Annotated in this window: 26 protein-coding genes and 1 pseudogene; 12 read left to right on the plus strand and 15 right to left on the minus strand. The window is 71.8% G+C overall.

Translation table 11 applies throughout. The annotated features are described in order from the left end of the window. Positions 1–3: 3 nt before the first annotated feature. The 6 genes from ACLHRZ_RS10555 to ACLHRZ_RS10580 form a co-directional block, all read right to left on the minus strand. Positions 4–276, minus strand: a complete 273-nt coding sequence (locus tag ACLHRZ_RS10555) for a hypothetical protein (protein WP_490418066.1) — start codon at positions 274–276, stop codon at positions 4–6. 150 nt (positions 277–426) lie between these two features. Then, on the minus strand, positions 427–672 hold the full coding sequence (locus tag ACLHRZ_RS10560; RefSeq protein ID WP_490418067.1) for a hypothetical protein: 246 nt from the start codon (positions 670–672) through the stop codon (positions 427–429). Between the two features lie 10 nt (positions 673–682). Next, the gene (locus tag ACLHRZ_RS10565) at positions 683–1,726 is read right to left on the minus strand and encodes a DUF418 domain-containing protein (RefSeq protein WP_490418068.1); all 1,044 of its coding nucleotides are present in this window, start codon (positions 1,724–1,726) and stop codon (positions 683–685) included. 104 nt (positions 1,727–1,830) lie between these two features. Further along, entirely contained in the window at positions 1,831–2,184 is a 354-nt protein-coding gene (locus ACLHRZ_RS10570; protein WP_490418069.1) for a DUF4333 domain-containing protein, read from the minus strand. Between the two features lie 149 nt (positions 2,185–2,333). After that, a complete protein-coding gene (locus ACLHRZ_RS10575; RefSeq protein ID WP_490418266.1) occupies positions 2,334–2,963 on the minus strand; it encodes a response regulator in 630 nt (209 codons plus the stop codon). 119 nt (positions 2,964–3,082) lie between these two features. After that, positions 3,083–4,282 carry a sensor histidine kinase gene (locus ACLHRZ_RS10580; protein ID WP_490418070.1) on the minus strand — a complete coding sequence of 400 codons (1,200 nt, stop codon included), beginning with the start codon at positions 4,280–4,282 and terminating at the stop codon, positions 3,083–3,085. 200 nt (positions 4,283–4,482) lie between these two features. Between ACLHRZ_RS10580 and ACLHRZ_RS10585 the strand changes: the two are divergent. The 8 genes and pseudogenes from ACLHRZ_RS10585 to ACLHRZ_RS10620 form a co-directional block, all read left to right on the plus strand. Continuing rightward, a pseudogene (locus ACLHRZ_RS10585) lies at positions 4,483–5,163 on the plus strand (ABC transporter ATP-binding protein); the annotation flags it as partial. Positions 5,164–5,300: 137 nt separating this feature from the next. After that, positions 5,301–7,310 (plus strand): FtsX-like permease family protein, encoded by a 2,010-nt coding sequence (locus ACLHRZ_RS10590; RefSeq protein ID WP_490418071.1) that lies wholly within the window; start codon positions 5,301–5,303, stop codon positions 7,308–7,310. A gap of 71 nt (positions 7,311–7,381) precedes the next feature. Then, positions 7,382–8,380 (plus strand): YdcF family protein, encoded by a 999-nt coding sequence (locus ACLHRZ_RS10595; protein ID WP_490418072.1) that lies wholly within the window; start codon positions 7,382–7,384, stop codon positions 8,378–8,380. 355 nt (positions 8,381–8,735) lie between these two features. Further along, positions 8,736–9,563, plus strand: coding sequence for a HipA family kinase (locus tag ACLHRZ_RS10600; RefSeq protein WP_490418073.1), 828 nt, complete (start codon positions 8,736–8,738; stop codon positions 9,561–9,563). Then, entirely contained in the window at positions 9,560–9,964 is a 405-nt protein-coding gene (locus ACLHRZ_RS10605; RefSeq protein WP_490418074.1) for a DUF3037 domain-containing protein, read from the plus strand. The genes ACLHRZ_RS10600 and ACLHRZ_RS10605 overlap by 4 nt, the downstream gene beginning before the upstream one ends. 146 nt (positions 9,965–10,110) lie before the next feature. Further along, positions 10,111–10,872 (plus strand): 3-oxoacyl-ACP reductase FabG, encoded by a 762-nt coding sequence (gene fabG, locus ACLHRZ_RS10610; protein ID WP_490418075.1) that lies wholly within the window; start codon positions 10,111–10,113, stop codon positions 10,870–10,872. Between the two features lie 28 nt (positions 10,873–10,900). Further along, complete coding sequence (locus ACLHRZ_RS10615; protein WP_490418076.1) at positions 10,901–11,662, plus strand: SDR family oxidoreductase; 762 nt, start codon at positions 10,901–10,903, stop codon at positions 11,660–11,662. A 90-nt stretch (positions 11,663–11,752) separates the two neighbouring features. Beyond that, complete coding sequence (locus tag ACLHRZ_RS10620; RefSeq protein ID WP_490418077.1) at positions 11,753–12,439, plus strand: uracil-DNA glycosylase; 687 nt, start codon at positions 11,753–11,755, stop codon at positions 12,437–12,439. 55 nt (positions 12,440–12,494) lie between these two features. Here the strand turns inward: ACLHRZ_RS10620 and ACLHRZ_RS10625 are convergent, their stop codons facing one another. The 3 genes from ACLHRZ_RS10625 to ACLHRZ_RS10635 form a co-directional block, all read right to left on the minus strand. Then, positions 12,495–13,130, minus strand: coding sequence for a hypothetical protein (locus ACLHRZ_RS10625; protein WP_490418078.1), 636 nt, complete (start codon positions 13,128–13,130; stop codon positions 12,495–12,497). A gap of 83 nt (positions 13,131–13,213) precedes the next feature. Next, positions 13,214–13,735, minus strand: a complete 522-nt coding sequence (locus ACLHRZ_RS10630) for a DinB family protein (protein ID WP_490418079.1) — start codon at positions 13,733–13,735, stop codon at positions 13,214–13,216. Positions 13,736–13,786: 51 nt separating this feature from the next. Next, positions 13,787–14,389, minus strand: coding sequence for a TetR/AcrR family transcriptional regulator (locus tag ACLHRZ_RS10635; RefSeq protein ID WP_490418080.1), 603 nt, complete (start codon positions 14,387–14,389; stop codon positions 13,787–13,789). Positions 14,390–14,493: 104 nt separating this feature from the next. Between ACLHRZ_RS10635 and ACLHRZ_RS10640 the strand changes: the two genes are divergently transcribed. Together ACLHRZ_RS10640 and ACLHRZ_RS10645 are read left to right on the plus strand one after the other, a co-directional pair. Then, positions 14,494–15,708 carry an FAD-dependent monooxygenase gene (locus ACLHRZ_RS10640; RefSeq protein WP_490418081.1) on the plus strand — a complete coding sequence of 405 codons (1,215 nt, stop codon included), beginning with the start codon at positions 14,494–14,496 and terminating at the stop codon, positions 15,706–15,708. Next, positions 15,705–16,601, plus strand: a complete 897-nt coding sequence (locus ACLHRZ_RS10645) for a Gfo/Idh/MocA family protein (RefSeq protein ID WP_490418082.1) — start codon at positions 15,705–15,707, stop codon at positions 16,599–16,601. Before ACLHRZ_RS10640 ends, ACLHRZ_RS10645 begins: the two co-directional genes overlap by 4 nt. Here the strand turns inward: ACLHRZ_RS10645 and lnt are convergent. Further along, complete coding sequence (gene lnt, locus ACLHRZ_RS10650) at positions 16,591–18,171, minus strand: apolipoprotein N-acyltransferase (protein WP_490418083.1); 1,581 nt, start codon at positions 18,169–18,171, stop codon at positions 16,591–16,593. The two genes, ACLHRZ_RS10645 and lnt, sit on opposite strands and share 11 nt — an antisense overlap. A gap of 488 nt (positions 18,172–18,659) precedes the next feature. Between lnt and ACLHRZ_RS10655 the strand changes: the two genes are divergently transcribed. Further along, positions 18,660–19,565 (plus strand): SAM-dependent methyltransferase, encoded by a 906-nt coding sequence (locus tag ACLHRZ_RS10655; RefSeq protein ID WP_490418084.1) that lies wholly within the window; start codon positions 18,660–18,662, stop codon positions 19,563–19,565. Between the two features lie 5 nt (positions 19,566–19,570). Next, the gene (locus ACLHRZ_RS10660; RefSeq protein ID WP_490418085.1) at positions 19,571–20,704 is read left to right on the plus strand and encodes a terpene synthase family protein; all 1,134 of its coding nucleotides are present in this window, start codon (positions 19,571–19,573) and stop codon (positions 20,702–20,704) included. Here ACLHRZ_RS10660 and ACLHRZ_RS10665 read toward each other — a convergent pair. From ACLHRZ_RS10665 to ACLHRZ_RS10685, 5 genes are read right to left on the minus strand one after another with little or no spacing between them, the layout of a single operon-like run. Then, positions 20,679–22,112, minus strand: a complete 1,434-nt coding sequence (locus ACLHRZ_RS10665; RefSeq protein ID WP_490418086.1) for a cytochrome P450 — start codon at positions 22,110–22,112, stop codon at positions 20,679–20,681. The two genes, ACLHRZ_RS10660 and ACLHRZ_RS10665, sit on opposite strands and share 26 nt — an antisense overlap. After that, positions 22,109–22,732: a GTP-binding protein gene (locus tag ACLHRZ_RS10670; protein WP_490418087.1), complete on the minus strand. Its 624-nt coding sequence runs from the start codon at positions 22,730–22,732 to the stop codon at positions 22,109–22,111. The genes ACLHRZ_RS10665 and ACLHRZ_RS10670 overlap by 4 nt, the downstream gene beginning before the upstream one ends. Beyond that, a complete protein-coding gene (locus ACLHRZ_RS10675) occupies positions 22,713–23,072 on the minus strand; it encodes a DUF742 domain-containing protein (RefSeq protein WP_490418088.1) in 360 nt (119 codons plus the stop codon). Before ACLHRZ_RS10675 ends, ACLHRZ_RS10670 begins: the two co-directional genes overlap by 20 nt. Next, positions 23,069–23,455 carry a roadblock/LC7 domain-containing protein gene (locus ACLHRZ_RS10680; protein ID WP_490418267.1) on the minus strand — a complete coding sequence of 129 codons (387 nt, stop codon included), beginning with the start codon at positions 23,453–23,455 and terminating at the stop codon, positions 23,069–23,071. The genes ACLHRZ_RS10675 and ACLHRZ_RS10680 overlap by 4 nt, the downstream gene beginning before the upstream one ends. A gap of 50 nt (positions 23,456–23,505) precedes the next feature. Continuing rightward, complete coding sequence (locus tag ACLHRZ_RS10685; protein ID WP_490418089.1) at positions 23,506–24,969, minus strand: sensor histidine kinase; 1,464 nt, start codon at positions 24,967–24,969, stop codon at positions 23,506–23,508. Positions 24,970–24,988: the final 19 nt, after the last annotated feature.

The raw sequence follows: 24,988 nt of genomic DNA on the forward strand, positions 1-24,988 counted from the left end.
CGATCACCGCGACTTTGCAATCGCCCTGTCCCTCAGCCTGCGGGCGATCTCCAGATCCACGTCGAGTGCGCTGAGTCTGGCCGGATCACGCTCGTCGTCGAGCGCGACGACATGGAACTGTCTGCCGACGATGTCGGATCGGTCGCCCGAGGGCCACTCCGCGTCCTTGGTATTGTCGATCAGTCCCCGGGTTCCGTCCCGGGATTCAACATCCAACCCCCACGGCCGGACCGCGACGACCGTTACGTCGGCCTCTTGGTGCAGAAGCAACCCCATGTCTGTCAACCGATCCCTCCAGGTATCCAGGTACATTTCAGCGTAAGCGAGTTGAATTCCTTGAGCTGACTGTACGGAACCTCGAACTCGATCCGGGGAGCACCGCCGGGGCCTTTCCAGTCGTAACGCTTGACGGTGTCACCGACCCTGTCAGCTGCTCGACCACAACGATGGCTTGATGGTCCCCGAGATGGCGGAGTGCTGGATCGGCGAGCTTGTCGCGACGGTCGACAACTGCACCACGCCTTCCACCGCGCCGACTTCAGCGGTTTCTTGGCGAGCTTCGTCCGCGCGGTCCACCAGTTCGCCCGCGACCGCAAGCAGCCCTCCATCACCGCAGGAGAAGCCCGGCGAGCCTTCGCTCAGTCGCCAACTGCATCCGCCTTGCTCAGTCATCAACAGATCCTCAGAACTCGGCTGTCGTCCGGAGATTGGGCACGACGCTCCACCAAGTGATGCAGCGCAGGCACCATTCGAGGGGCCCGTAGCGGAAGTGACGCAGCCACCAGTGGCTGAACGCGGCCTGGGCAGCGAGGATGCCGGCGGCCAGTGCCATGGCCCGGCCCCAGTGGGCCGAGCCGGAAAGGCCCAGCACCGGGTTGGCCGCAACGACGGCGAGTGTGGCGGTGACGTAGTTCGTCAGGGCCATCCGCCCCAGTGGTTCCAGCACTGCCGACAGGGGTCGGCCGAGCGGAGTTCGCAGCACGAGCAGGAGAGCCGTGGTGCAGGCCAGCGCGCCAAGGAGCCCTGCACCGCCGGCGATACGGGTGGCGAGCGGTCCCGCGGCGGGGTATGTGTGCTGCCACCAGGCCGTCGCGGCGGCAGCGGGTGCGGCCAGCAGCAGGACGAGTGCCAGTCGGCGGGTGTGGCGCTCCAGGGCGCGGTGGACGCCCAGGCGGGCGACCGCGAGGCCGAGGAGGAACAGGCCCGGGATGCTGGGGATGCCGCCGCCGGTGACGGTCACCGAGGCGACGGTGCCGAGCAGGCCGCCGGTCAGGACGAGCCAGGTCGGCAGCCAGGTGGCGGGGAGGAGGATGACGAGCCCGACGATCGCGTAGGGGGTCAGTGCCTCACCGGGGTGGAGGGTCTGGTGTGCGAGGCCGAGCAGTCCCAGCGCGATGAGGCGGCGGATCAGGAGGAACCGGGGGTGTTCGGATCGTCGGCTCGCGCTGTCGAGGAAGACCGCGAAGCTGAGGCCGAAGAGGAAGGAGAAGACGGGGAAGAAGCGGTGCTGGACGAGCAGATCCAGGGCGTGGGGTATCGGGTACGGCTCGTAGGAGGCGTTCGTCGTCCTCATGCCGGTGATCTGGTTGACGTTGACCAGCAGGATGCCGCACAGGGCGAAGCCGCGCAGGGCATCGAGTGCGGTGACTCTGGAAGCGGAATGCGGTGCGGGTTTCCGTTGCGCGGGGGCGGTTGGGCTGTCGTGAGCAGGTGTCGTGCGGTGCATGGGATTCACGATGCTGGTGGAGGCCGTGCGGTACATCGGCTTGCGGGACGGGTGGCATCGGCCTGTCGGCCGATGATCCGTCGTTCCGTCGTTGTGCCGTTGCGCTAGCCGGTCACCACCGCGTAGTCGTAAGAGACCTTGGTCCCGCTGATAGCGGTCACGGACACCGCGATGCGCTGCTTCTTTCCGTCCTTGGGTGTGACCGTGCACTCGACCGTCGCGTTCTGTTGCGTGCTCAGGTCTCCGGCGCAGTTCACCTCTTGCGGCTTCTTCTGCACCAGGGGCAGGGCGTAGTTCTCGCGGACCTGCTTCTCGACTTCGGCGCGGGGCACGGCCGTTGCCGTGGAGCCGACCGTGCTGGTCGACTCGGTGCTCAGCAGCTCGGGAAGGGTCACGGCCAGGCCGCCCACGACGACGACGGTCGCCGCCAGGCCCACAGCGATGTACTTCACGGTCACGGGTCTCTCCTCGGGGTGTGTTTGCTGCGGTACAGCTGTCTCCAGGAGGGTGACCCGCCGGGCGGTCGCACTGCTTCGGCCCGTCGGCCGACATGGGCGGTCCGGGGTCGGCCTGCAGGCCGACCCCGGAGGAGAGAGGGAAGACGGTCTCAGGCGGACGGGGTCTGGCGTTCGCGGACGGTGCCGGTGTCCCAGGCCCAGGCGGCGATCTCGACGCGGTTGCGGAGGCCCAACTTGTCCTTGATGTTGGCCAGATGGGTCTTGACGGTGCCCAGGGACAGGTACAGCTCGTCGCAGATCTCCTGGTTGGTACGTCCCACCGCCAGCAGGCGTACGACGTCGAGTTCCCGATCGGAGAGCGGGTGGGGAGCGGCGGTCTCCGGCTGCCGTCCGGCGAGGTGCTTGAGCATGCGGACGGTGACGGCGGGGGAGATGAGGGCGTCACCGCGGGCGGCGGACCGTACGGCCTCGATCAGCAGGTTGGAGGCGGCGTCCTTGAGGAGGAAGCCGCAGGCGCCGTTGCGCAGGGCGGTGTACGCGTAGTCGTCCTGGTCGAAGGTGGTCACCACGACCACGCGCAGGGGGTCGACAACGCCGGGCCCGGCCAGGGCGCGGGTGACGTCGAGGCCGTCCAGCCTGGGCATGCGGATGTCGACGAGGCACACGTCGGGGCGCAGCCTGCGGGCGAGTTCGACGCACGCGGCGCCGTCGGCCGCTTCGCCGACGACCTCCAGGTCGGGCTGCGTGCCCAGGATCAGCCGAAAGCCGGTGCGGACCATCTCCTGGTCGTCCGCGATCAGCACCCGTGTCCTGGCTTCCTTCTCCCTGTCGCTCGCTTCGTTCACCGCATCGGCCTCACTGTTGGCTCCGTTCGTCCCGATTGCGCCACCGGGACCGTTCATGCGGGCGATACTTCCACAGCCGTCAGTACGGGGAAGACGGCCTTCACGCTCCAGCCGCCGTCCGGCGTCCGGCCGCTGGTGAGGGAGCCTTCCACGGCCTCCACGCGTTCGCGCAGCCCGACCAGGCCGAAGCCGCCCCTGCCGCCGGCCGGGACTGCGGAGCGCGCCGCCGGGGCCGTGTTGCGCACCTCGACCCGCAGCAGATCGCTGCCGGTGTGCCGGTCGAGGTCGAGGCGGACGACGACGTCCGCGCCGGGTGCATGGCGGCGCACGTTCGTCAGTGCCTCCTGCACCACGCGGTGGACGGAGGTCTCCACCTCGGGAGCCAGCGGGACCCCTCGCACGGCGGGCGCGATGTCCAGCTCCGCCTCGGTGCCGTGGCCGGAGAACGAGGAGACCAGGCGGTCCAGTTCGGTGAGCACCTCGTCCGGGCGCAGGAGCCGGTGGTCGTCCTCGCGCAGCACCCGTACCAGACGGCGCATGGAGTCCAGGGTCTCCGACCCGGCCCGCGAGATGCCCTCCAGCAGTGGCCTGACTTCCTCGGGCGAGGTCTCCTGGACCATCAGCGCGGCGTTGGCGTGCAGGATGATGCCGGTGACGTGGTGGGCGACGAAGTCGTGCAGATCGCGGGCGAGTTCCATGCGCTCGTTCTGGCGGACGGCGGCCACGGAGCGGGCCCGGCGCGCGTCCAGCAGGCGCAGGTAGCAGCCCAGGCCCACGGCCCCGCCGACGGCGAAGGTCAGGACGAAGGCGAACGTGAGGATGTCGGCGCCGGTGCCCGCGCGCAGCGGCAGGGCGATCACCGCGATGCCGAGCGCCGCCGACAGGGCCACTGCCGCGGCGGGCCGCCGCACCCGGCGCGCGGTGCCGACGAGCAGGGCCAGCAGGCCCACGGTCTCCAGCAGGCCCCAGGAGAAGCCCAGGGGGTCGAGGACGGCGTGGGCCGTGGTCAGCGCCAGCGAACCCAGTGCCGCGGAGCCGGCACGGAACCCCGGGCCCGGGCGTCGGTCGGGAAAGAGCAGGGCCAAGGCGGTGAGCGTGCCGAAGCACAGCGTGAGCGGCCGGAGCGGCCCGACGCCGCCGATGGTGGAGAAGAGGCCCACCAGGTCGAGCAGCCACAGCAGGGCCAGGCCGGTGCCGAGCGCGCCGATGAGCAGCCGACGGACGAACGGAGAGAGCGGAGTATCGGGTTCCACGGGCTGAAGGGTACTGACGTACGGCCGAGACGAGGGTCGGCCTGCAGGCCGACCCCGAGGGGCTCGTACCGGCACGGTGGCCGAGGACGAGCGTGGCGGTGCGGCGGGATCGTCGACGGCATGCAGATTCCCACCCGCCACGTCGTCCCGGCCGGGCCGACGCCCTGCCGCCACGGCCACGTCACCACGGAGACAGCCCGATGACCTCGTTCGGCACGGCCCCCGCAGCCCCCGCCCTGGCCGGGACGGGCCTGATGAAGTCCTTCGGCCTGACCCGCGCCCTGGCCGGCGTCGACGTGTCCGTCCCGGCGGGCCGGTCGCTGGCCGTCATGGGGCCCTCCGGTTCGGGCAAGTCCACCCTGCTGCACTGCCTGGCCGGCATCGAAAGGCCGGACGAGGGCCAGGTGCTGCTGGCCGGAGAGCGGGTGGACCACCTGGGCGAGCCGGAGCGCAGCGAACTGCGCCGCACCTGCTTCGGCTTCGTCTTCCAGTCCGGCCAGCTGCTGCCGGAGCTGCCCGCGGACGAGAACGTGGCCCTGCCGCTGATGCTCGGCGGCATGCCGCGCCGCCAGGCGGTCCGGCGGGCGCGGGAGTGGTTCCCGGCGCTGGGCCTGGCGGGCAAGGAGAACCGGCGGCCCGGTCAGCTGTCCGGCGGGCAGGCGCAGCGGGTGGCCATCGCGCGGGCGTTGGTCGGCGGCCCGGAGGTGATTTTCGCCGACGAGCCGACGGGCGCGCTGGACCAGGCCACGGGCATGGAGGTCATCAGCCTGCTGGTGGACGTCACCCGCCGGCAGGGCGCCGCGCTCGTCGTGGTCACGCACGACGTGAACGTGGCGCGCTGGTGCGACCGCACCGTTCACGTCCGCGACGGCCGTCTGGCCGAGGACGGACCCGCACCGGGCACAGGCCCCGCCATCGACACGGCCGCCCGGGCCGAGGACCACGCCGCCCCGCAGACACCCCGGCTTCCCGCACCTCGGCACCCGGCCGGCTACGACGCGGACGGCAGGTACGGCCGATGAGGGCACTGGACCGCACCACCTGGACCCTCACCTGGCGGCTGACCCGCGCCGGAGGGCGGACCGGGCTGCTCGCCACCGGTCTCGCCGTCGCCGCGACCGCCGTGAGCACCGCGCTGCTGCTCCTCTGCGTGGCCACCAACCTCGGCTTCCAGCAACGCGGCGACCGCACCGACTGGCGCAACCCCGTGCCGTCCGCAGCCGCGGTCGCGGTCGAGGCGGTCGGCACCACCTTCAGCGGCGGCACCCCGGTCACCGTCGTCGACGTTGCGCAACTGCCCGGCAAGAAGGCCCTGGCCCCGCCCGGCCTGCCCCGCTTCCCCGGACCCGGCGAAGTATGGGTCTCCCCGGCCCTCGCCGACCTGCTGCACCGGCTTCCCGCAGACCGGCACCCCGTCTCCGGCCAACCGGCCGGCACCCTGGGCCGCGCGGCACTGGCCCACCCCGGCGAACTGGTCGCCGTCGTCGGCCACAAGCCGGACGCCGCCGCCGTCACCGCCCCGCGCGAAGCCGACCCGCGTCGCCCCGGGGACACCGTGGCCCCCACCCGTGTCGCCGACTTCGCCGGGCGGCCCGTGCCGTACGGGACCGGCCAGCAGTACGCGGCCCTCGCGAAAGTCGCCACCATCCTCGTCGTCGTGCCCCTGCTGGTCCTGGGCGCATCCTCCGCGCGCCTGTCGGTCTCCCGCCGCGACCAGCGGCTCGCCGCGCTGCGCCTGATCGGCGCCACCCCCGGCCGCATCGCCGGGATGACCGCCGCCGAGGCCGCCCTCACCGGCACGGCGGGCGCACTGCTGGGCGCCGCCGGCTACGCACTGCTGATACCGGCCGCCGCCGAGGTGCCCGTGGCGGGCGGCTTCTGGTACACGGCCGACCTGTGGGTGGGGCTTCCGGTGCTGCTCGGCGTCCTCGCCGGAGCCGTCGCCCTGGTGGTCGTCAGCGCGCTCGCCGGTCTGCGCCAGGTCGTGGTCGGCCCGCTGGGCGTGGCGCGCCGCTCGCAGGCACCCCGCATGAGCCTGCTGCGCGCCGTGGCCTTCGTCGCGGTGCTCGGCGGCTACTGGTGGTTCACCGACAACAAGAAGGACGAGGTCAACGGCGTCCTCCTCTTCTTCGCCGTCGTCTTCCTCGCCCTGTCCGTGGTCGGCCCGTGGGTGGTCGGCGTCCTCGGCCGTATCGTCAGCGCCGCCGCCGGAAAGCCCGCGACCCTGCTGGCGGGCCGCCGCCTGCTCGACGACCCCAAGAGCGGGTGGCGTACGGTCTCCGGGCTCACCCTCGCCGGATTCGTCGCCGGGTTCTTCGCGCTCTTCGGCGTCACCGGCAACTCCCCTTGGGGCAGCCCCGACACCCTCGCCGTGGCCGTGCCCGCAAGCCGGTCGGCCATGGTCCAGCAGGACGTACGGGACCGGCTGACGCACGCCGGGATCACCGCCAAGGTCGGCACCGACACCGACTGGGTCGCCACGGGCGGCGGCCACCACAGCGTCCAGGTCACCATCACCGTGCCCGGCGGCCCCCGGAACGTCGACCGCGCCCGCACCGCCCTGGCCTCTCTCGTGCCCGGCCAGTACCCGGTCACCGGCACCGACATCAACTGGTCCGGCAAGCTGTTCGCCGAGGACTTCTCCACCGCCACCCGGCTCGTCCTCGGCATCACCTTCGTCACCGCCATCGCCTCCGCAGGCATCACCGCGGCCTCCACCGTCCTCGACCGCCGCCGCACCTACGGCCTGCTCCGCCTCGCCGGCACCCCGCTGCGGACCCTGGACGCGGCCCGCCGCAGGGAGACCCTCATCCCTGTGGCCGTACTGGCCGGCGGTGCCGTCCTCACCGGCGTCTTCTGCGCAGCCCCGCTCACCCTCCTCGGCGGCAGTTCCTCCCTCGACACCCGAGGCATCGCCCTGCTCGGCGTCTGCTTCGGTACCGGCATCGCCGGACTGCTGGCGGCAAGTGCGCTCAGCCGCCCCCTGCTGAGGGCGGTCACACGTCAGGAAGACCCGCGTCCGGAGTGATCGGCCACTGCTGACCTTGCTTCAACCATCCGAAGAAAAACCGGAGTTGAGACGAACGTATGCCGTACCCCGTGTTCGCTGCTGCCGCCGGACTGTCCTTCCTCCTCCTTCTCACCCGCGTGTGGCGTGACCCCCGCCGCTTCAGCAACGCCGTCCTCCTCGGCCTGACCCTGGTATTCCTGGCCGTGGCACTGCTCGGCCGGGTGGCCCGGGGGAGCACACCCGAGCCGCTGGTCACGGCGGTGACCCTTGTCCTCCTGCTCCTCGCCCTGGGCGTCTTCGTCCTCGCGCTCCTCCTGATCGCGAACGGGGTGAAGATGATCCGCAAGGAAGGCAGACGCCCCGCCAATCTGATCTCGGGGCTGGCGGGACTCGGCATCCTCGGCTGCGTCGCGCTCGCCGCGACCGTCTCCACCACCGATTCAAGGCTGCTGGGGCGCGTCGCGGGCGCGGTCATCCTGGTGGTCGGCTACATCTCCTACCTCTTCCTCTCGTTCCTCGTCTACGCCTTCCTCTACGCCCGGCTGAGGGTCCGCCAGGACGTCGACTTCATCGTCGTCCTCGGCTCCGGCCTCATCGGCGGGTCCCGGGTACCGCCCCTGCTGGCGAGCAGGCTGGAGCGGGCGCGTGCGGTGTACGAACGGCAGGCCGCGCGAGGCAGGCCTCCCGTGCTGATCACCTCCGGCGGCCAGGGCCCCGACGAAGACCTCCCCGAAGCCGATGCGATGGCCGCCTACCTCACGGCGCGTGGCGTCCCCGAGGACCACGTCGTACGCGAGGACCGCTCACGCACCACCGAGGAGAACCTGCGCTTCAGCCACGCCCTCATGCACGAGCGCGAACCGGACCACCGCTGCGTCGTCGTCACCAACAACTTCCACGTCTTCCGTGCCGCCCTGACGGCACGCCGCACCGGCGTCAACGGCCATGTCATCGGCGCGCCCACCGCCGCCTACTTCTGGCCCAGCGCAACCATCCGCGAGTTCGCCGCGATCTTCCTGCACCACCGGAAAACCAACCTGGGGCTGTGCGTTCTGCTCGCCCTGCTGGGCACGCTCCTCTCCTCCTGAACGTTCCGGTCGGGGCGGGGGCAATGGGAGGCAGCACCGAACGACGGATTCCACGTGCTGCGACACACCTAGGCCTCCATCCTGCTGGAGGCGGGTGAATCCGTGGTGACTTCGGCGCACTGGCTCGGGCATTCCTCGCCGGTTATCACGCTCGGTTACTATGCTCACTTCATGCCGGAGGCTGGAAGCAAGGGTCGCACCGCCATCGACGGGCTGCTGGGGAGACAGGGGGATCAGGATGCCGGCCGAAGCTCCCCAGATTCCCCCCAGCGCTGATTGCGGTCGGCTTCTCGTCTTGCCTTACCCCAGCCTCCGCTGTCGAGTGCAAGGTTGAGAAGCGGGACGGCCTGGGAAAATGCTGCCAGAAGTCACCGCCACCCGCTACGTCACGCCGTTGCGTGAGGGTGGCTCTCTCCCCGGCATCGTCGAGGCCGACGATCTCGGGACGTACGTCATGAAGTTCACCGGTGCGGGGCAGGGCCGCAAGACGCTCGTCGCCGAGGTCGTCTGCGGGCAGCTGGCGCGCGGACTGGGGCTGCGTGTGCCCGAGCTGGCGGCGATCGAGCTGGATCCGGTCATCGGCCGCGGCGAGCCCGACCCCGAGGTGCAGGCGCTGCTCAAGTCCAGCGGCGGGCTCAACCTCGGTATGGATTTCCTGCCCGGCGCCCTCGGTTTCGACCCGCTCGCCTTCGAGACGGACGCTGCCGAGGCCGGGCGGGTGGTGTGGTTCGACGCGCTCGTGGGCAACGTCGACCGCTCCTGGCGCAACCCCAATCTGCTGGTGTGGCACGGGCGGCTGTGGCTCATCGACCACGGCGCGACGATGATCTGGCACCACAACTGGCCCACCGCGGCGGCCGCTGCGGGCAGGGCGTACGACGCCTCCGACCACGTGCTGGCCTCCTTCGGCCCGGACGTCGCCGCCGCGGCGGCCGAGCTGGCCCCGCGGGTGACCGAGGAGCTGCTGACCGAGGTCGTGGCCGACGTGCCCGACGAGTGGCTCGAGGGGGAACCGGGATTCGACGGCCCGGACGCCGTGCGCCGGGCGTATGTCGAGGTGCTGCTGGAGCGCGCCGCCGGGATCGGCGAGCGGATCACGCTCGGGGAGCGTACTGCGGAGAAGCCCTCGCAGGCGCCGGAATGGGTGCGTGTCAGGCTGGACGGAAGGGCCGGAAAGAAGTGAACGGGCGCAACGGACGCCAGAACGGGCGCGAGGTGTTCGAGTACGCGCTGCTGCGGGTCGTCCCGCGGGTCGAGCGCGGTGAGCTCATCAATGCCGGTGTCGTCGTCTACTGCCAGGCCAGGTCCTTCGTGAAGGCCTCCGTCCACCTCGACGAGGACCGGCTGCGGGCGCTCGACCCCACCGTGGACGTCGCGGGCGTCCGGGCCGCGCTGCACGCGGTGGAGGGGGTGTGCGCGGGCGGCGACCGGGCCGGGCAGGCGGCCTGCGACGACGCCGGGCGCCGGTTCCGCTGGCTGATCGCCCCGCGCAGCACGGTCGTTCAGCCCGGCCCCGTGCACACCGGGCTGACGGCGGATCCGGAAGGCGAGACGGAACGCCTCCTCGACCTGCTGGTGCGGTGACGGCCGTCGGGGCACCGTGAGGCGTTGACAGGGGATGGCGGGGCTTCTAGCGTCTGATCGGCCGAGTTACTAAGCAGTTGCTCACCTGTGGTCGGACGGCGGTCGGACGCCGGGTGAGCCGCCTTCGAGGTGAGGAGAACCTGCATATGTCCACCACCGAGCAGCGCGTCGCCCTGGTCACGGGCGCGGCCCGGGGCATCGGCGCCGCGACCGCCGTCCGCCTGGCCGAGGAGGGCCGCGCGGTCGCCGTTCTCGACCTCGACGAGGCGGCCTGCGCGGAGACCGTGGAGAAGATCACGGCGGCGGGCGGCCGGGCCCTCGCCGTGGGCTGCGACGTCTCGGACTCGGCACAGGCGGACGCCGCGGTGGCCCGCGTCGCCGCGGAGCTGGGCTCCCCGGTGATCCTGGTCAACAACGCCGGTGTGCTCCGCGACAACCTGCTGTTCAAGATGAGCGACAGCGACTGGGACACCGTCATGAACGTGCACCTGCGCGGCGCGTTCCTGATGTCGCGCGCCTGCCAGAAGCACATGGTGGACGCCGGGTTCGGCCGGATCGTCAACCTCTCCAGCAGCTCGGCCCTCGGCAACCGCGGCCAGGCCAACTACGCGGCCGCCAAGGCCGGGATGCAGGGCTTCACCAAGACCCTCGCCAAGGAGCTCGGCAAGTTCGGCATCACCGCCAACTCCGTCGCCCCCGGCTTCATCGCCACCGACATGACCGCGGCCACCGCCGCCCGGGTCGGCATGAGCTTCGAGGACTTCCAGACGGCTGCCGCCTCGCAGATCCCGGTGCAGCGCGTCGGCAGGCCCGAGGACATCGCCAACGCCATCGCGTTCTTCACCGCCGAAGCGGCCGGCTTCGTCTCCGGCCAGGTCCTGTACGTGGCCGGCGGGCCGCTCGACTGACCGCCGGAACCGACAGGAGGAACGCATCATGACTGCACAGGAACAGCTGTCCACCGGCAGAGTGGCCCTGGTCACCGGCGCCAGCCGGGGCATCGGCTACGGCGTCGCCGAGGCCCTCGTGGCCCGTGGTGACCGCGTCGTCATCACCGGCCGCAACGAGGACACCCTCGCCGAGGCCGTCCAGAAGCTCGGGCCCGACCGCTGCATCGGCGTGGCCGGCAAGGCGCATGACGAGGCCCACCAGGCCGTGGCCGTCGAGCGCGCCATGGAGGCCTACGGCCGCGTCGACTACCTCGTCAACAACGCGGGAACGAACCCGGTCTTCGGCCCGATCGCCGAGCTCGACCTCGCCGTCGCGCGCAAGGTCTTCGAGACCAACGTCGTCTCGGCCCTCGGTTTCGCGCAGCAGACGTGGAAGGCGTGGCAGAAGGAGAACGGCGGGGCGATCGTCAACATCGCCTCCGTCGCCGGAGTCGCGGCCTCCCCGTTCATCGGCGCCTACGGCATGAGCAAGGCCGCCATGGTCAATCTCACCCTGCAGCTGGCGCACGAGTTCGCGCCCGCGGTGCGGGTCAACGCGATCGCCCCGGCAGTGGTGAAGACCCGCTTCGCCGCGGCCATTTACGAGGGCCGCGAGGAGGAGGCCGCGGCCTCGTACCCGCTGGGCCGGCTGGGCATGCCGGAGGACATCGGCGGTGCGGCCGCGTTCCTGCTGTCCGACGCCGCGGGCTGGGTCACCGGACAGACCCTCGTCGTGGACGGAGGGCTCTTCCTCAACGCCGGGGTCTGAGACCCGGGGTCCGGGCTTCGGGCCCGCGTTGTCAGTGGCCGCCGGTAAGTTCTTCCTCCGAGAACGGAACGAACACCGGAGGTTGTCGACGTGACCGTCACCGACGTGCTGCCCGAGTCCTGGCACGCTGTCCTCGGAGAGCAGCTGGAGCAGCCCTACTTCGAGGCGCTGACCGAATTCGTCGAGGAGGAGCGGTCGAAGGCGCCGGTGTACCCGCCGCGCGGCGAGGTCTTCGCCGCCCTGGAGGCCACGCCGTACGACCGGGTGAAGGTCCTCATCCTCGGCCAGGACCCGTACCACGGCCCGGGGCAGGGGCACGGCCTGTCCTTCTCCGTGCGGCCCGGCGTCCGGACGCCGCCGTCGCTGCGCAACATCTACAAGGAGATGCGCGAGGAGCTGGGCTACGACGTGCCGGACAACGGCTATCTGCTGCCCTGGGCCGAGCAGGGCGTCCTGCTGCTCAACGCCGTGCTGACGGTCCGCGGCGGGGAGCCCAACTCACACAAGGGCAAGGGCTGGGAGAAGTTCACCGACGCGGTCATCCGCGCCGTGGCCTCCCGGCCCGACCCGGCGGTCTTCGTGCTCTGGGGCAACTACGCCCAGAAGAAGCTCCCGTTGATCGACGAGGAGCGGCACGTCGTCGTCAAGGGCGCCCACCCCTCGCCGCTGTCGGCGAAGAGGTTCTTCGGCAGCCGCCCCTTCACCCAGATCAACGAGGCCGTGGCCGCGCAGGGGCACGAGCCGATCGACTGGCGGATCCCGGACGTCGCGGTCTGAGCAGGGGCCGAGCAGGATCCGAGCAGGGTTTGAGCAGTCCCCGGCCGGCCGCGGATCAGCCGTACACCTGGTGGCAGATCCGCGAGGCGTCGCCGCCCTGCTGCCATTTGCCGTAGGTGTCGCCCATCCCGCAGACTCCCTTGCCGGAGCGGGCCGGTGGGGCCGGGGCGGGTGCAGGCTCGGCGCGCCGGTTCGGGGGCGGGGGAGCCGGCGGCGGCGCCGGTTCGGGTGCCGAGGCCGGCGGGTGGGCCGGGCGGGAGTCGGCGGGGCCCGTGCTGCGGTCCGGGCCGGCGGCGGACGGGGGGTCCGCGGGCGAGGAGCCTCCGGGGTGCGACGCGGCCCCGGGCTCCCCGGGTTCGGCCGGTTCCCGCGGCTCGGCCGGTTCCTTCGGGTCGCGAGGGTCACGAGGGTCGGGAAGGCCGTGAGGGTCGTGCGGATCCCGCGGATCGCCCACCGGGCCCTGCGCCCTGCCCTGGGCCCCGTCGGCCGAGGGGGCCGACGGCTGGGCCGCCGGTGTCGAGGCGCCGGGGCCGGTGACGGTCAGGCCCTCACGCGCGCTGCCCTGGACCATGCCGGGGCGCGCGGCCGGCCGGCCGCCGGGCGCGGAGGAGTGCTGGGAGACGGAGACGCAGCCGACGGCGGCCGACATCGCCACCGCCACCAGGGCCGCCGCTGCGGGCATTCGATGCACTCGTCCAACCCTGCTTGCGGGCGCGGGGAGTTGGGAAGGCCCCGCAGGGGTGAGGGGGAGGCATCCGCCCGGCCGCGCTCCGGTCAGCTGCCGGTCGCGCCGTCGATGCGCTCGCGCAGGAAGTCGGCGTGGCCGTTGTGGCGGGCGTACTCCTCGATCATGTGCAAGTAGATCCAGCGCAGGTCGACCTGTGAGCCGTCCTTGTGCCGGCGGCCGGCGCTGAGTTCGTCCAGCGCGTGGCCCTGCGCCGCGTCGCGGGCCGCGGCGATCTCCGCCTGCCAGGCGGCGTGGGCCTCGTCCCAGGTGCCCGTCGGGCAGACCCGGAAGTCCCGGTCGGGGTCTTCGTCCGTGTAGAACAGCGGCTCGGCGGTCGTGTCGCCGGCGAACACCCGGCGGAACCAGGAGCGTTCCACGTCGGCCATGTGCCGCACCAGGCCGAGCAGCGTCAGCATCGACGGCGGCACGGAGGCCTCGCGCAGCTGGTGGTCGTCGAGGCCGGCGCACTTCTCCGCGAGCGTGGCGCGGTGGAAGTCGAGCCAGCTCTCCAGGCTGCTGCGCTCGTCGTCGGCTACGTAGGGCGGGAACGTGCGGTCCGTGGTCGTCATGCGCGACATCCTGACGCCTCGTACGTAGCCGCGCCACAGATTATCCGCAGGTCATCCGCCCAGCATGCCGCGCAGCAACTCGGCGAACCCCGCGCGCAGCTGCGCCTGTTCCGGCACCTCGGTGTGGTACTGCCCGGCGACGCAGGAGAACAGCATCCCGTCGTACCAGGCGAGCGCCGACATCGCGTGCCGCTCCGGTTCGGCGGAACCGGCGGCTGTCATCAGGGCGACGAGCGGTGCGCGGAAGCCCAGGCCCAGCGTGTCGTAGACGGCGCGCAGTTCGGGCCGCCGGTTCGCTTCCAGTGCCAGTTCGTAGCGGGCGAGGGCGAGTTCGCGGTGGCGGGTCAGGGAACGGTGCAGGGCGAGGGCGAGGGTGTCGGTCAGGGCGTCGAGCCCGTCGGCCGGGTCCGGCATCTCGTGCGGAAGGATCAACTCCGCCTCCCGCTGCGCGTGCCGCCGCACCGCCGCCTCCAGCAGGGCCGCGCGGGTGCGGGCGACGTTGGACGCCGAGCCGGCCGGCAGTCCGGCGGCCTCGTCGACGGCCCGGTGGGTCAGGCCCCGCAGGCCGCGCTCGGCGAGGAGGGCGACGGCGGCGTCGGCGACCAGATCGGCGCGGGACCGGCCCGGAGCGCGGTCGGTGTGTGCGGTGTTCATGGGGTCAATCTAGCCACCTCACTACGGCTGTAGTAATTTCGGATCCAAGGAAACTACATCTGTAGTGCCCGCATCGTCGCGTGGCGAGGAGCCCCACCGTGGACATGTCCCGCACCCCCCGAGCCGTCGTCATCGGCGCCGGAATCGGCGGCCTCACCGCCGCAGCCGCCCTGCACCGGCGCGGCTGGCACGTCACCGTCCTGGAGCGCGCGCCCTCCCTCGAACCGGTCGGCGCCGGCATCTCCCTCGCCCCCAACGCCCAGCGCGCCCTCGACGTCATCGGCCTGGGCGACGACATCCGCGCACTCGCCGCCTGGCAGGGCGACGCCGGGCTGCTCACCCCGGGCGGCCGCTGGCTGGCCCGCACCGACGGCGCCGCCGTGGCAGAACGATGCGGCGGACCCCTCGTCCTCCTGCACCGGGCCACCCTCGCCGGCCTGCTCGCCGCCCGCCTGCCCGACGGGGCACTGCGCACCGGCACCGCCGCCCGGCTGGCCGACCCCGGCGCCGACGACCGGCGCGCCCGCGTGGCGACCGAGGACGGCGAGCTGGAGGCCGACCTCGTCGTCGGCGCCGACGGCATCAACTCGGCCGTCCGCAGCGCCCTGTTCCCCGGCCACCCCCGGCCCGCGTACGCCGGATTCACCACCTGGCGCGTCGTCGTCCCCGCCCCGGAACGGCCGTTCCCGCCGCACGAGACCTGGGGCCGGGGCAGGCTGTGGGGCACCCAGCCGCTCAAGGACGGACGGGTCTACGCCTATGCCTCGGCCCTCGCCCCGGAGGGGAGCCGCGCCCCCGACGATGAAAAGGCCGAGCTGCTGCGCCTCTTCGGCACCTGGCACCACCCGGTCCCCGCCATCCTCGCGGCCGTCGCCCCCGGCGACGTCCTGCGCCACGACGTCCGCTCCATGACCCGGCCGCTGCCCGCCTACCACCGCGGCCGCACGGCCCTGCTGGGCGACGCCGCCCACGCCATGACCCCCCACCTCGGCCAGGGCGGCAACCAGGCCATCGAGGACGCCGTCGTCCTCGCCCACCACGCAATACCCGGAGCCGCCGGAGGTCTCGACGCCTACACCCGCGACCGGCTCCCGCGCACCCTGGACGTCGTCCGCCGCTCGGCCCGCGCCGGCCGGGCGGCCATGGCCGGCGGCGCTCCCGGCCTGTTCCTCCGTCAGGCCCTGCTCACTGCGGCCGGCCGTTTCGCCCCGGGCCTGCTCCTGCGCGGGTACGAGGGGATCACCGACTGGCGCCCGCCGGCCTCCACGTATGCTGCCGAGGCGGGGGCGGAGGTGGAACACCAAGGAGGTCACAGGTGAAGGTCGGCGTCATCGGACTCGGGGACATCGCGCAGAAGGCGTATCTGCCCGTCCTCACCGCCCACCCCGAACTGGAGCCGCACCTCCACACCCGTACCCCCGCGACCCTGCACCGGGTCGCGGACACCCACCGGGTGCCCGCCGCGCACCGGCACACCGACCTCGATGCGCTGCTCGCCGCCGGCCTCGACGCCGCGTTCGTGCACGCGCCGACCGCCGTGCACCCCGCCCTCGTCACCCGCCTCCTGGAGGCGGGGGTGCCGGTCTTCGTCGACAAGCCGCTCGCCTACGACCTCGCGGAGAGCGAGCGGCTCGTCCGCCTGGCGCAGGAGCGGCAGGTCTCGCTGGCGGTCGGCTTCAACCGCCGCTGTGCACCGGGCTATGCGCAGTGCGTGGACCACCCGCGCGACCTGATCCTGATGCAGAAGAACCGCGTCGGCCTGCCCGAGGACGCGCGCACGCTCGTCCTCGACGACTTCATCCACGTCGTCGACACCCTGCGCTTCCTCGTGCCGGGGACCGTCGACCACGTGGACGTCCGGGCCAGGGTGCAGGACGGGCTCGTGCACCACGTGGTGCTGCAGCTGTCCGGCGACGGCTTCACCGCCATCGGCACCATGAACCGGATGAGCGGTTCGACCGAGGAGATCCTGGAGGTCTCCGGTCAGGACACCAAGCGGCAGGTGCTCAACCTCGCCGACATCGTGGACCACAAGGGCCAGCCGAGCGTCCGCCGCCGCGGCGACTGGGTGCCGGTGGCCCGTCAGCGCGGTATCGAGCAGTGCGTGCTCGCCTTCCTCGACGCGGTGCAGGCGGGCAAGGTGCTGGACGCGGAGGACGCGCTGCGTACGCACGAGCTGTGCGAGCGGATCGTCACGGAGATCACCGGGTGACACCGGCAGAGCGCGTCGAGCCGACGCGCCGTCGGCGGGCGCTCACCCCCTCCACGACACAGAAGACGGCCAGTACGGCCAGCGCGCCGTGCGCCGTCCAGTCGCCGAACCGGACGTACGGGCTGGTGCCCCGGGCGAGCGGCACGTCGTAGACCACGGCCGTGCTGCGCCCGGTGCCCAGCCATGGGCCCACGGTCCGCCCGCGCGCGTCCGCGACCGCGCTCACGCCGGTGAGCGTGGCGTGCACCATCGGCCGCCAGGTCTCGGCGGCGCGCATCGAGGCCAGCGAGGCGTGCTGGAGCGGGGCCCAGCTGTGCTGGAAGGTGGAGGTCGCCGACTGGGCGATGAGCAACTGGGCGCCGTCCCGGGCCAGTTGCCTGCTCATGTCCGGGAAGGCCGACTCGAAGCACACCAGCGGGCCGATCCGCAGCCCGCCCCCGGTCCGCTCCGGCAGCCGCATCACCACCTGCCGGTCGCCGCGCCTGCGGTCCTCCTGCGCCGCCTTGCCCACGGAAGTCGCCCAGTCCAGCAGCGAGCGCGCCGGGACGTACTCGCCGAAGGGGACCAGCCGCATCTTGTCGTAGCGGTCGCCGGTCGGCCCGTCGGGCCCGATCAGCACCGAACTCTTGAAGATGCCCGGCCGGTCCGAGCGCCGGGCGTCCACGTTGACGAGCAGGTCCGCGCCGACCGTGCGCGACAGCGCGGCGAGCCGGCCGCTCAACCGAGGCTGCTGCCCGAGGTCCTCGCCGACGCTGCTCTCGCCCCACACCACCAGATCCACGCGCCGCCCGGCCAGTTGGCGGGTGAGCTCCTCCTCGCGGTCGAAGCGCCGCTGCACGCTGCCGACGCCGTCGATCACGCCGGGCTGTGCGACCGCGATGCGCACCGCCCCGGCGCCCTGCGGCAGCGGCGCCCCCAGCCAGATCCCGCCGACGGCCGCCGCGCAGGCGAGCCCGCCCGCCAGGGCGGTGGTGCGGCCGCGGGGGCCGGGGGCCGAAATCAGCGCGGCCAGCGCGGTGTTGACGGCGACGACGAGGAACCCGACGAGCCAGACGCCGCCCACCGACGCGACCCGCAGTGCGGGTGCCACCTGCCACTGGCTCGCCCCGAGCAGCCCCCACGGCCCGCCCAGGTACTGCCAGGAGCGCACGAGTTCGGCCAGCAGCCACCCGGAGGGCACCACCAGCAGGGCCGCCGCGATCCTTCCCGGACCGGGCGAACCGCCCAGCAGCCGGTGCACCAGCAGCCCCCACGGCACCCACAGCAGCCCCAGCAGCGCGGCCAGGACGAGGATGAAGACGTGCAGGCTGGGCAGCAGCCAGTGATGCACGGCGAGCAGGAAACCCGCACCGCCGAGCCAGCCCTCCAGGGCGGCCCGCCGGGCCGTCCCCGCCGAACGCACCAGCAGCAGCCAGGGCACCAGGGCCACCCAGGCCAGCCACCACAGTGCGGGCGCGGGAAAGGCCAGGGCGGGCAGGGCGCCGGCCACGACCGCCGCGGCGCCGCGCGGCCAGGGGCCGGACCGTGCGGAGAACCGGAACCGCTTCCTCAGGCCGACCGACGGGACCATGTCCGCGCCTCCCTCGCTCCGGCTGGGTGAGGATCCCACGATGCCACGGCACTCCCGGAAACCGCCGCCTTGCTCGGGAATCCCTCCCGTCAAGGGGCGCGTGCATAGTCGGGCGCCCCCCGGAATCGTCCGTACACCTCGCGGACACGCGAAATCCGGCCATAAGCCGCGCGTCCGGATCCTCCTCTCCCGACAGGCCAAAACTCCGACAACGGTGCGCAGCTTTCAGCCATTCCGATCGCCAAGCGGTCCTCAAGCTTCGCGTTTCGCTACAAAACGATCCGAGACGATCCGTAAAAGACGCGCCAGAAAGGCGCAGGTCGGTACGTAATGCGGGTTATCGATGGACGGGCCTGGGCAGGTACCGCACAAAAGTGGACAGGAATGCTGGTCGTTTGTCGCCGGGCGGCGGCGTGACTCACGTCCGTGATCACACAGTGCCCGGCGCCGTTCCTGCGTCCACCGACAGCCGATGTCTCGGAGGGATCATGGAGAACCTTGTCGCCGAGGTGACCGCCGCCCCTGTCACAGGGCGCGACGAGACACAGGTGCCGTCGTACTACTCGAGGAAAACCGCGGACATCCTGCACAAGTACGGACCCGGACCACGGGTCCATTTCCATGTGGGCCTGTTCGACACCGCGGCCGCACCCAACACCACCGTGGCCCAGAGCGTCCTGCGCCGCCGCCTCTTCGAGTCCCAGGAAGGGGCCCTCGACCACGCCGCCCTCATCTGGGGAGTCAAGGACGCCCCGCCGGCCCACCTCTTCGACATCGGCTGCGGCCTCGGCGGGGGCTCCATCTACTGGGCCCAGGAGTACGGTTGCTCCGTCACGGCGATGACGGTGACGGCCAAGCACGTCCCCGTGATGGCGGACCTGGTCCAGCAGGCCGGTGTGGAGCACCTGGTGACCCCCGTCCTCGGCGACATCCACGACCTCTGCGACGAACAGCGCTACGACGCGGCCGTGGCCATCGAGAGCTCGGGCTACATGGACCGCGAACGGCTCTTCAACGTGGTCGCCAAGGCCCTCAGGCCGGGCAGCTGGTTCGGCATCCAGGAGCACTTCCTGTGCCGCCCCGAGTGGACGTCCTTCATCGACGGCTACTACAAGACCCGGCTCGGCACCCTCGCCGAGTACATCGTGGCGGCCGAGGCGGCCGGCTTCGAGCTGGAGCAGGACGAGGACATCACCGACCGGGTCGCGGAGTTCTGGGTCCAGTCCATGGCCTGGACGACGGCCGAGCTGGACCGTGCGGAACGGACCGGGGTGGCCTCGCCGATCGACGAGAAGCGGTTGGTGGAATCGGCCCTGGCGCACGGGAAGTTGTTCCGCGCGTGGCGCGATCATGCGGTGGAGACGCGGATGCTGTTGTTCCGGTTGGGAGGGTGAGCAGTATGACGGAGACCTCGGCGCGCCCTCGCCCGTCGGCCATCGGCTGGCGGCTGCCCCCCTTCTACTGCCCGATCGAGCCGGCCATCCACCCGAGGGTCGGCCGGCTCGAACAACGGGCCATCGCCTGGCTCGACTCCACCGGCATCTTCGGCAACGCCAGGGACCGGGCCTGGAGCATCGCGACCCACAGCGCCGACTTCAGCTGCCGCATCATCCCCCACGGCGACGACGAACCGTTGCTGCTGTTCATCGAGTGGAACCACTGGGCCTTCGCCCTCGACGACATCTGCCACGACACCGGTGCCGCCGACGTCAGGACCGCCGCGATCGTCGACCTCAATGCGCGGATAGCACGCTGCCTGGAGGCGCCGGGTTCCGGCATGCTCGGCAGCACCCCCTTCGACGCGGCGCTCGAGGACCTCGCCGCGCGCACCCGCGCGATGACCACGCCCGTACAACTCCGGCGCGTGGCCGAGGGGATGCGGGACTGGCTCTTCGGCGCCGCATGGCAGGTCAGCAATGTCGAGCGGGGCGTGATGCCGAGCCTGTCCGACTACGTCGCCATGCGGCCCTCCATCAACGGCACCCGCTTCTCCCTCTCCTGGAGCGAGATCGCCGGTGGCATCCACATCCCGGACCACGAGCTGTACTCGGCCCCGGTGCAGGCGCTCACCGAGGCGGCCGGCTTCATCGTCAGCTGCGACAACGACCTCTTCTCGTACGCCAAGGAGGACAGTCAGGAGACGACGGACCAGAACATCGTCAACGTCCTCGCACACCAGCTGCGTTGCCCGGCGGAACAGGCCCTGGAGGAGGCCCTGGCCATAAGGGACCGCACCATGACGCTCTTCCTGGAGCTGCGGGCGCAGATCGCCGGGAACGCCGGACTCCACCTGCGGCGTTATCTGGAGGCACTGGGACACTACATCTCCGGCTGCATCCGGTGGATGGACGCCGCTCCCCGCTATGCCAGCCCCCGGAACCGGTACGACCTTCCGGTTCCGGGAGCGACCTACGGCATCACCTGGCGGGACAGTCCTCGCGATCCCGGGACCGCTCCGCTGCCCATAGCGTCGGCGGCCTGGTGGTGGGAGCAGCTCGACGCTCCCGTCACCGCCTGCGCAGCCACCGCGTGAGCGACGCCCACCAGGACCGTCGCGTGGAGGCCGACGGGGCCGGCAGGGCCCGGTCCGGGGCGGAATCGGCGGGCTCCTCGGCATCCGGCGCCGCCGGGGCCGGAGCCGGCAGCTCGGGGAGGGCCATCGGCTGGGGCTGCTGGGGTGTGAACTCCACGGGCAGGTCCACGAGATGACGTGACATCAGTGCGGACACCCAGGCCAGCTCGTCCTCCGGCACGGCCAGCCGGATGTCGGGCAGCCGGGTCAGCAGCGCCTCGATGCCGGTGTCCGCGATGGCCCGGCCGATGTCCTGGCCGGGGCATTCGTGGGCCCCTCCGCTGAAGGCGAGGTGGGAGCGGTTGCCGTGGACGGGGGCGGTGGGGTCGGGCCGGATCGCCGTGTCCAGGTTGGCGGCGGCGAGGCCCAGCACCAGCGGGTCACCGGATTTGATCTTGTGTCCGCCGAGCTCCGTGTCCTGGGTCGCCCAGCGGCCCAGGATGGTGGTGAACGGGGGCTCGTCCCACAGGATCTGCTCGACCGCGTCCGGGAGCGTCATGTGCCCGCCCGCCAGATTGGCACGGCAGCGCGGGTCCGTGAGCACCATGCGCAGCGTGTTGGCGATGAGGTTGGCGGTGGTCTCGTACGCGGCGATGAGCACCAGGCGCAGATGCTGCTGGACCTCGTCGTCGGTGAGCTCGGCCGGGTGCTCCAGCAGCCAGCTGGTGAAGTCCGGCCCGGGGTCGGCCCGCTTGCGCACCACCAGTTTGCGCAGCGTCTCCTGCACGTACGCGTTGCTGGCGACCGCCGTCTCCGTGCCCTTGATCATGTCGCGGGCGGCCTTGACCAGACGCGGACCGTACTCCTCGGGCATGCCGATGAGCTGGGTCATCACCAGCATGGGGAGGTGTTCGGCGAAGTCGTCGACCAGGTCCGCGTTGCCGGTGGTGCAGAACCGGTCGACCAACTGTCCCGCGAACCGGGTGATGTGCCGGCGCATTCCACGGCGGTCGAAACGCCCCATGGAGTCGTTGATGGCACCCCGCCAGCGCTCGTGCACCTGGCCGTCGGCGAAGGCGCAGATGGGCTGCCAGGTCGAGATCGGGGCCAGCGGGTGCTCGGGGGTGAGTTTGCCCTCGCTCATGTCACGCCAGTTGCGGGAGTCGCGGGAGAAACGCGAGGGGGTGCGCATGACGTCGAGGTTCTCGCGGTAGCCGAGGACCAGCCAGGCGGGGAGATCGCCCTGCAGCAGCACGGGGGCCACCGCACCGTACCGTTCGCGCAGTTGCTCGTACAGGCCAATCGGGTCGGCCTCCGCGGCGGGCCCGTACAGCCGCACCATGCCACCCGTGCCGTAGGCGTGTGCCGGGCACTGCGGGGGAGGAGCGGTCGCGATCTCGGTACGGGAGTGTTCGTCTGGTGGTGTCACTGTGACTCCGGGGATCGGTGGGCGAGCGCGTACAGGTAGCGCATGAGGGTCAGCAGGGTGTCGCGGCAGGAGATGCGGTCACGGGCGTCGCAGGCGAACAGCGGCACCTCGTCGGGCAGGTCCATGGCGGCCCGCAGCTCCGGCATGGGATGAACGGGCGCGCCGGGGAAGGTGTTGACGGCGACGACGAACGGCACACCGCGCTCCTCCAGGAGGTCGACCACCTCGTAACTGACCTCCAGGCGGCGCGTGTCGAGCAGGACCACCGCCCCGAGGGCACCCTCGAAGAGGCCGTCCCACAGGAACCAGAAGCGCTCCTGGCCGGGGGTGCCGAACAGATACAGCACCAGCTGCTCGTTGATGCTGATCCGCCCGAAGTCCATCGCGACGGTCGTCTCGATCTTCTGCTCGATGCCGGCGAGGTCGTCCACGCCGACACCGGCCTGGGTCATCGTCTCCTCGGTGGTCAGCGGTCTGATCTCGCTCACCGTGCCCACCAGGGTCGTCTTGCCGACCCCGAAACCACCGACGATCACCACCTTGACGGCCGCCGCGGTCGTGGCCGGGAGGAAGTCCTCCCTCCTGGGCCCTGCGGGTGAATCAGAGATTCTGTAGTCCATGCATCACCGCCTCCAGGAGTCGGGCGTCGGGCACCGTGGCGACCGGGACCGGCGGTCTGGCCTCCACGAGTTCACGCGTCAGCAGGTCTTTGAGCAGAACGGTGACCGTGCTGACGGGCAGGGTGAGATAGGCGGATATCTCGGCCACGGACAAGGGGTAGTCGCACATCCGGGCAATGGCGCAGTGCTCGGGCTGCAGGCCGGGGTCGCCTTCCGTGCGGGAGACGACCAGCGTGACCAGATCGATTCTGACTTCCTTGCCCGTACCGTCGCTCGTGCTGGTGAGGATGTACAGGCGGTCCGGATTGCCGGGATCCCATGCCCTTTCGGGTTTGCTCATGCCACCGGCCCGGTGACACGGGGCGGACTGGAGAGGTGCTCGCCGATGCGCGCCACGAGGTCCCGCATCTGCTGCCCCATCAGGCCGGCGTCCACGTCGTCGTCCGCCAGCACCGCCAGATAGGCGCCGGCACCGGCGGCCATCAGATAGAAGAAGCCGCCGTCGACCTCGATGACCACGAGGCGCATCTGCCCGTCGCCCTGCGGGAATTCGGCGGCCACGGCCGCCGACAGACTCTGCAGCCCTGCGCAGGCGGCGGCCAGCCGGTCCGCGGCGTCCGTGTCCGTGCCGTGCTGAGCCATGCGCAGGCCGTCCGAGGACAGCACGATCACGTGGCGGGTCTGCGGAACACTGGATGCCAGATCCTTGAGCATCCAGTCCATGTTGAACCGCTGCTGCGTCACTTGGCCACTCTTTCTTGTCCGACGATTCATCACTGTTCGCTGCCCTGACCGCCCGCGGGCTCCTTGCCGTTGATGGCGTCGGTGAAGGCGGACAGCCAGATGCCCGGCTGTACGGGTTCGGCCGGTGAAGGCTGCCTGCGGCTGCCCGGCGTCCGGTCGGCCGCGCCCCCGCGCCCGGCCCTGGGGCTCATGCCCGGTACCCGCCGCCGGCGTTGGGGAAGCCCGCCCGGGGTCTCGGAGGCCGGGCCCGGCAACTCCAGGGCCGGGGGCGGCGGGAGGGGACGGCCGGGCTTCTTCCGGGGCTTGGGGGGCGGCAGGGTGGCGGCGCGGGCGATCTCGCCGCCCGGAGTGGCGCTCGCCGTGACCAGGCTCTGCGGAACGATCAGCACGGCGCGGACACCGCCGTAGGCGGAGGAGCGCAGCGAGACCCTGAACCCGTACATCTTGGAGAGCTTGCCGACCACGGCGAGGCCCAGGCGCGGGGTCTCACCGAGGTCGTTGAGGTCGAGACCGCGGTCGGCCAGTTCGAACACGGCCTCGGCGCGCCGGCGCGCCTCCTCGGTGAGCCCGACGCCGGCGTCCTCGATCTCGACGGCCACCCCCGACTGGACCTCGACGGCGGTGAGATGGACCCGGGTCTGCGGCGGGGAGTACCGGGTGGCGTTGTCCAGCAGTTCGGCGACGGCGTGGATCAGCGGCTCCACCCCGGGGCCGGTGATGGCGACGTCCGCCACCGAGTGCAGGTCCGCCCGCCGGTAGTCCATCACCCGGGACATGGCGCCCCGCAGCACGTTGTAGAGGGGCACCGGGTTCTTCCACTGGCGGCCCGGCCGGGAGCCGCCGAGGACCGCGATGCTGTCGGCGAGGCGGCCGATCAGCGCGGTCCCGTGGTCGAGGTGGAGCAGGTCGCTGAAGACCTCCGGCTCGTTGCCGTGCCGGTCCTCCATCTCCCGCAGGTCGGTGGCCTGTTGGTGCACGATGGCCTGCATCCGGCGGGCGATGTTGACGAACGCCCGGTGGGCCGAGTCGCGCAGGCCCTCCTCGGCCTGCACGGCGTCGATCACCGAGCGCAGGACCGACCGGTGCGCGGCGGCGAATGCGGGGTCGAACGGGTTCGGCTGGGCGACGGCGCCGAGGACCTCTTCGGCGCCGGCGCCGCTCTGCAGCAGCGTGACCGTGTGCGGCAGCAGCTCACGGGCCAATCGCTGGGTCTCGCGCTCCTGTTGCGCGAGCCGGCGCCTGAGGACGGCTTCCTGCTCTGTGCACCGCCGCCGCAGGGAGGCGATGACCCGCCCCCGGCGCACCGCCTCGAAGGAGGTGAGTGCGACGGCCACGGTGGCCGCCGATCCGCACCAGACCGCCGGGGTGCGCACGCCGAGTGGCGCGAATACTGCGGCGGTGGCCGTGCAGACCGCCAGCACCACAGGGGGGACCAGCCATATGAGTGCGGAGGCGGGCCGCCTGACTTGATGTGACGATCCAGTACCAACCATCGAGAACCTCGGGCGCTCG

The sequence above is a fragment of the Streptomyces sp. AM25 genome (assembly GCF_058146165.1).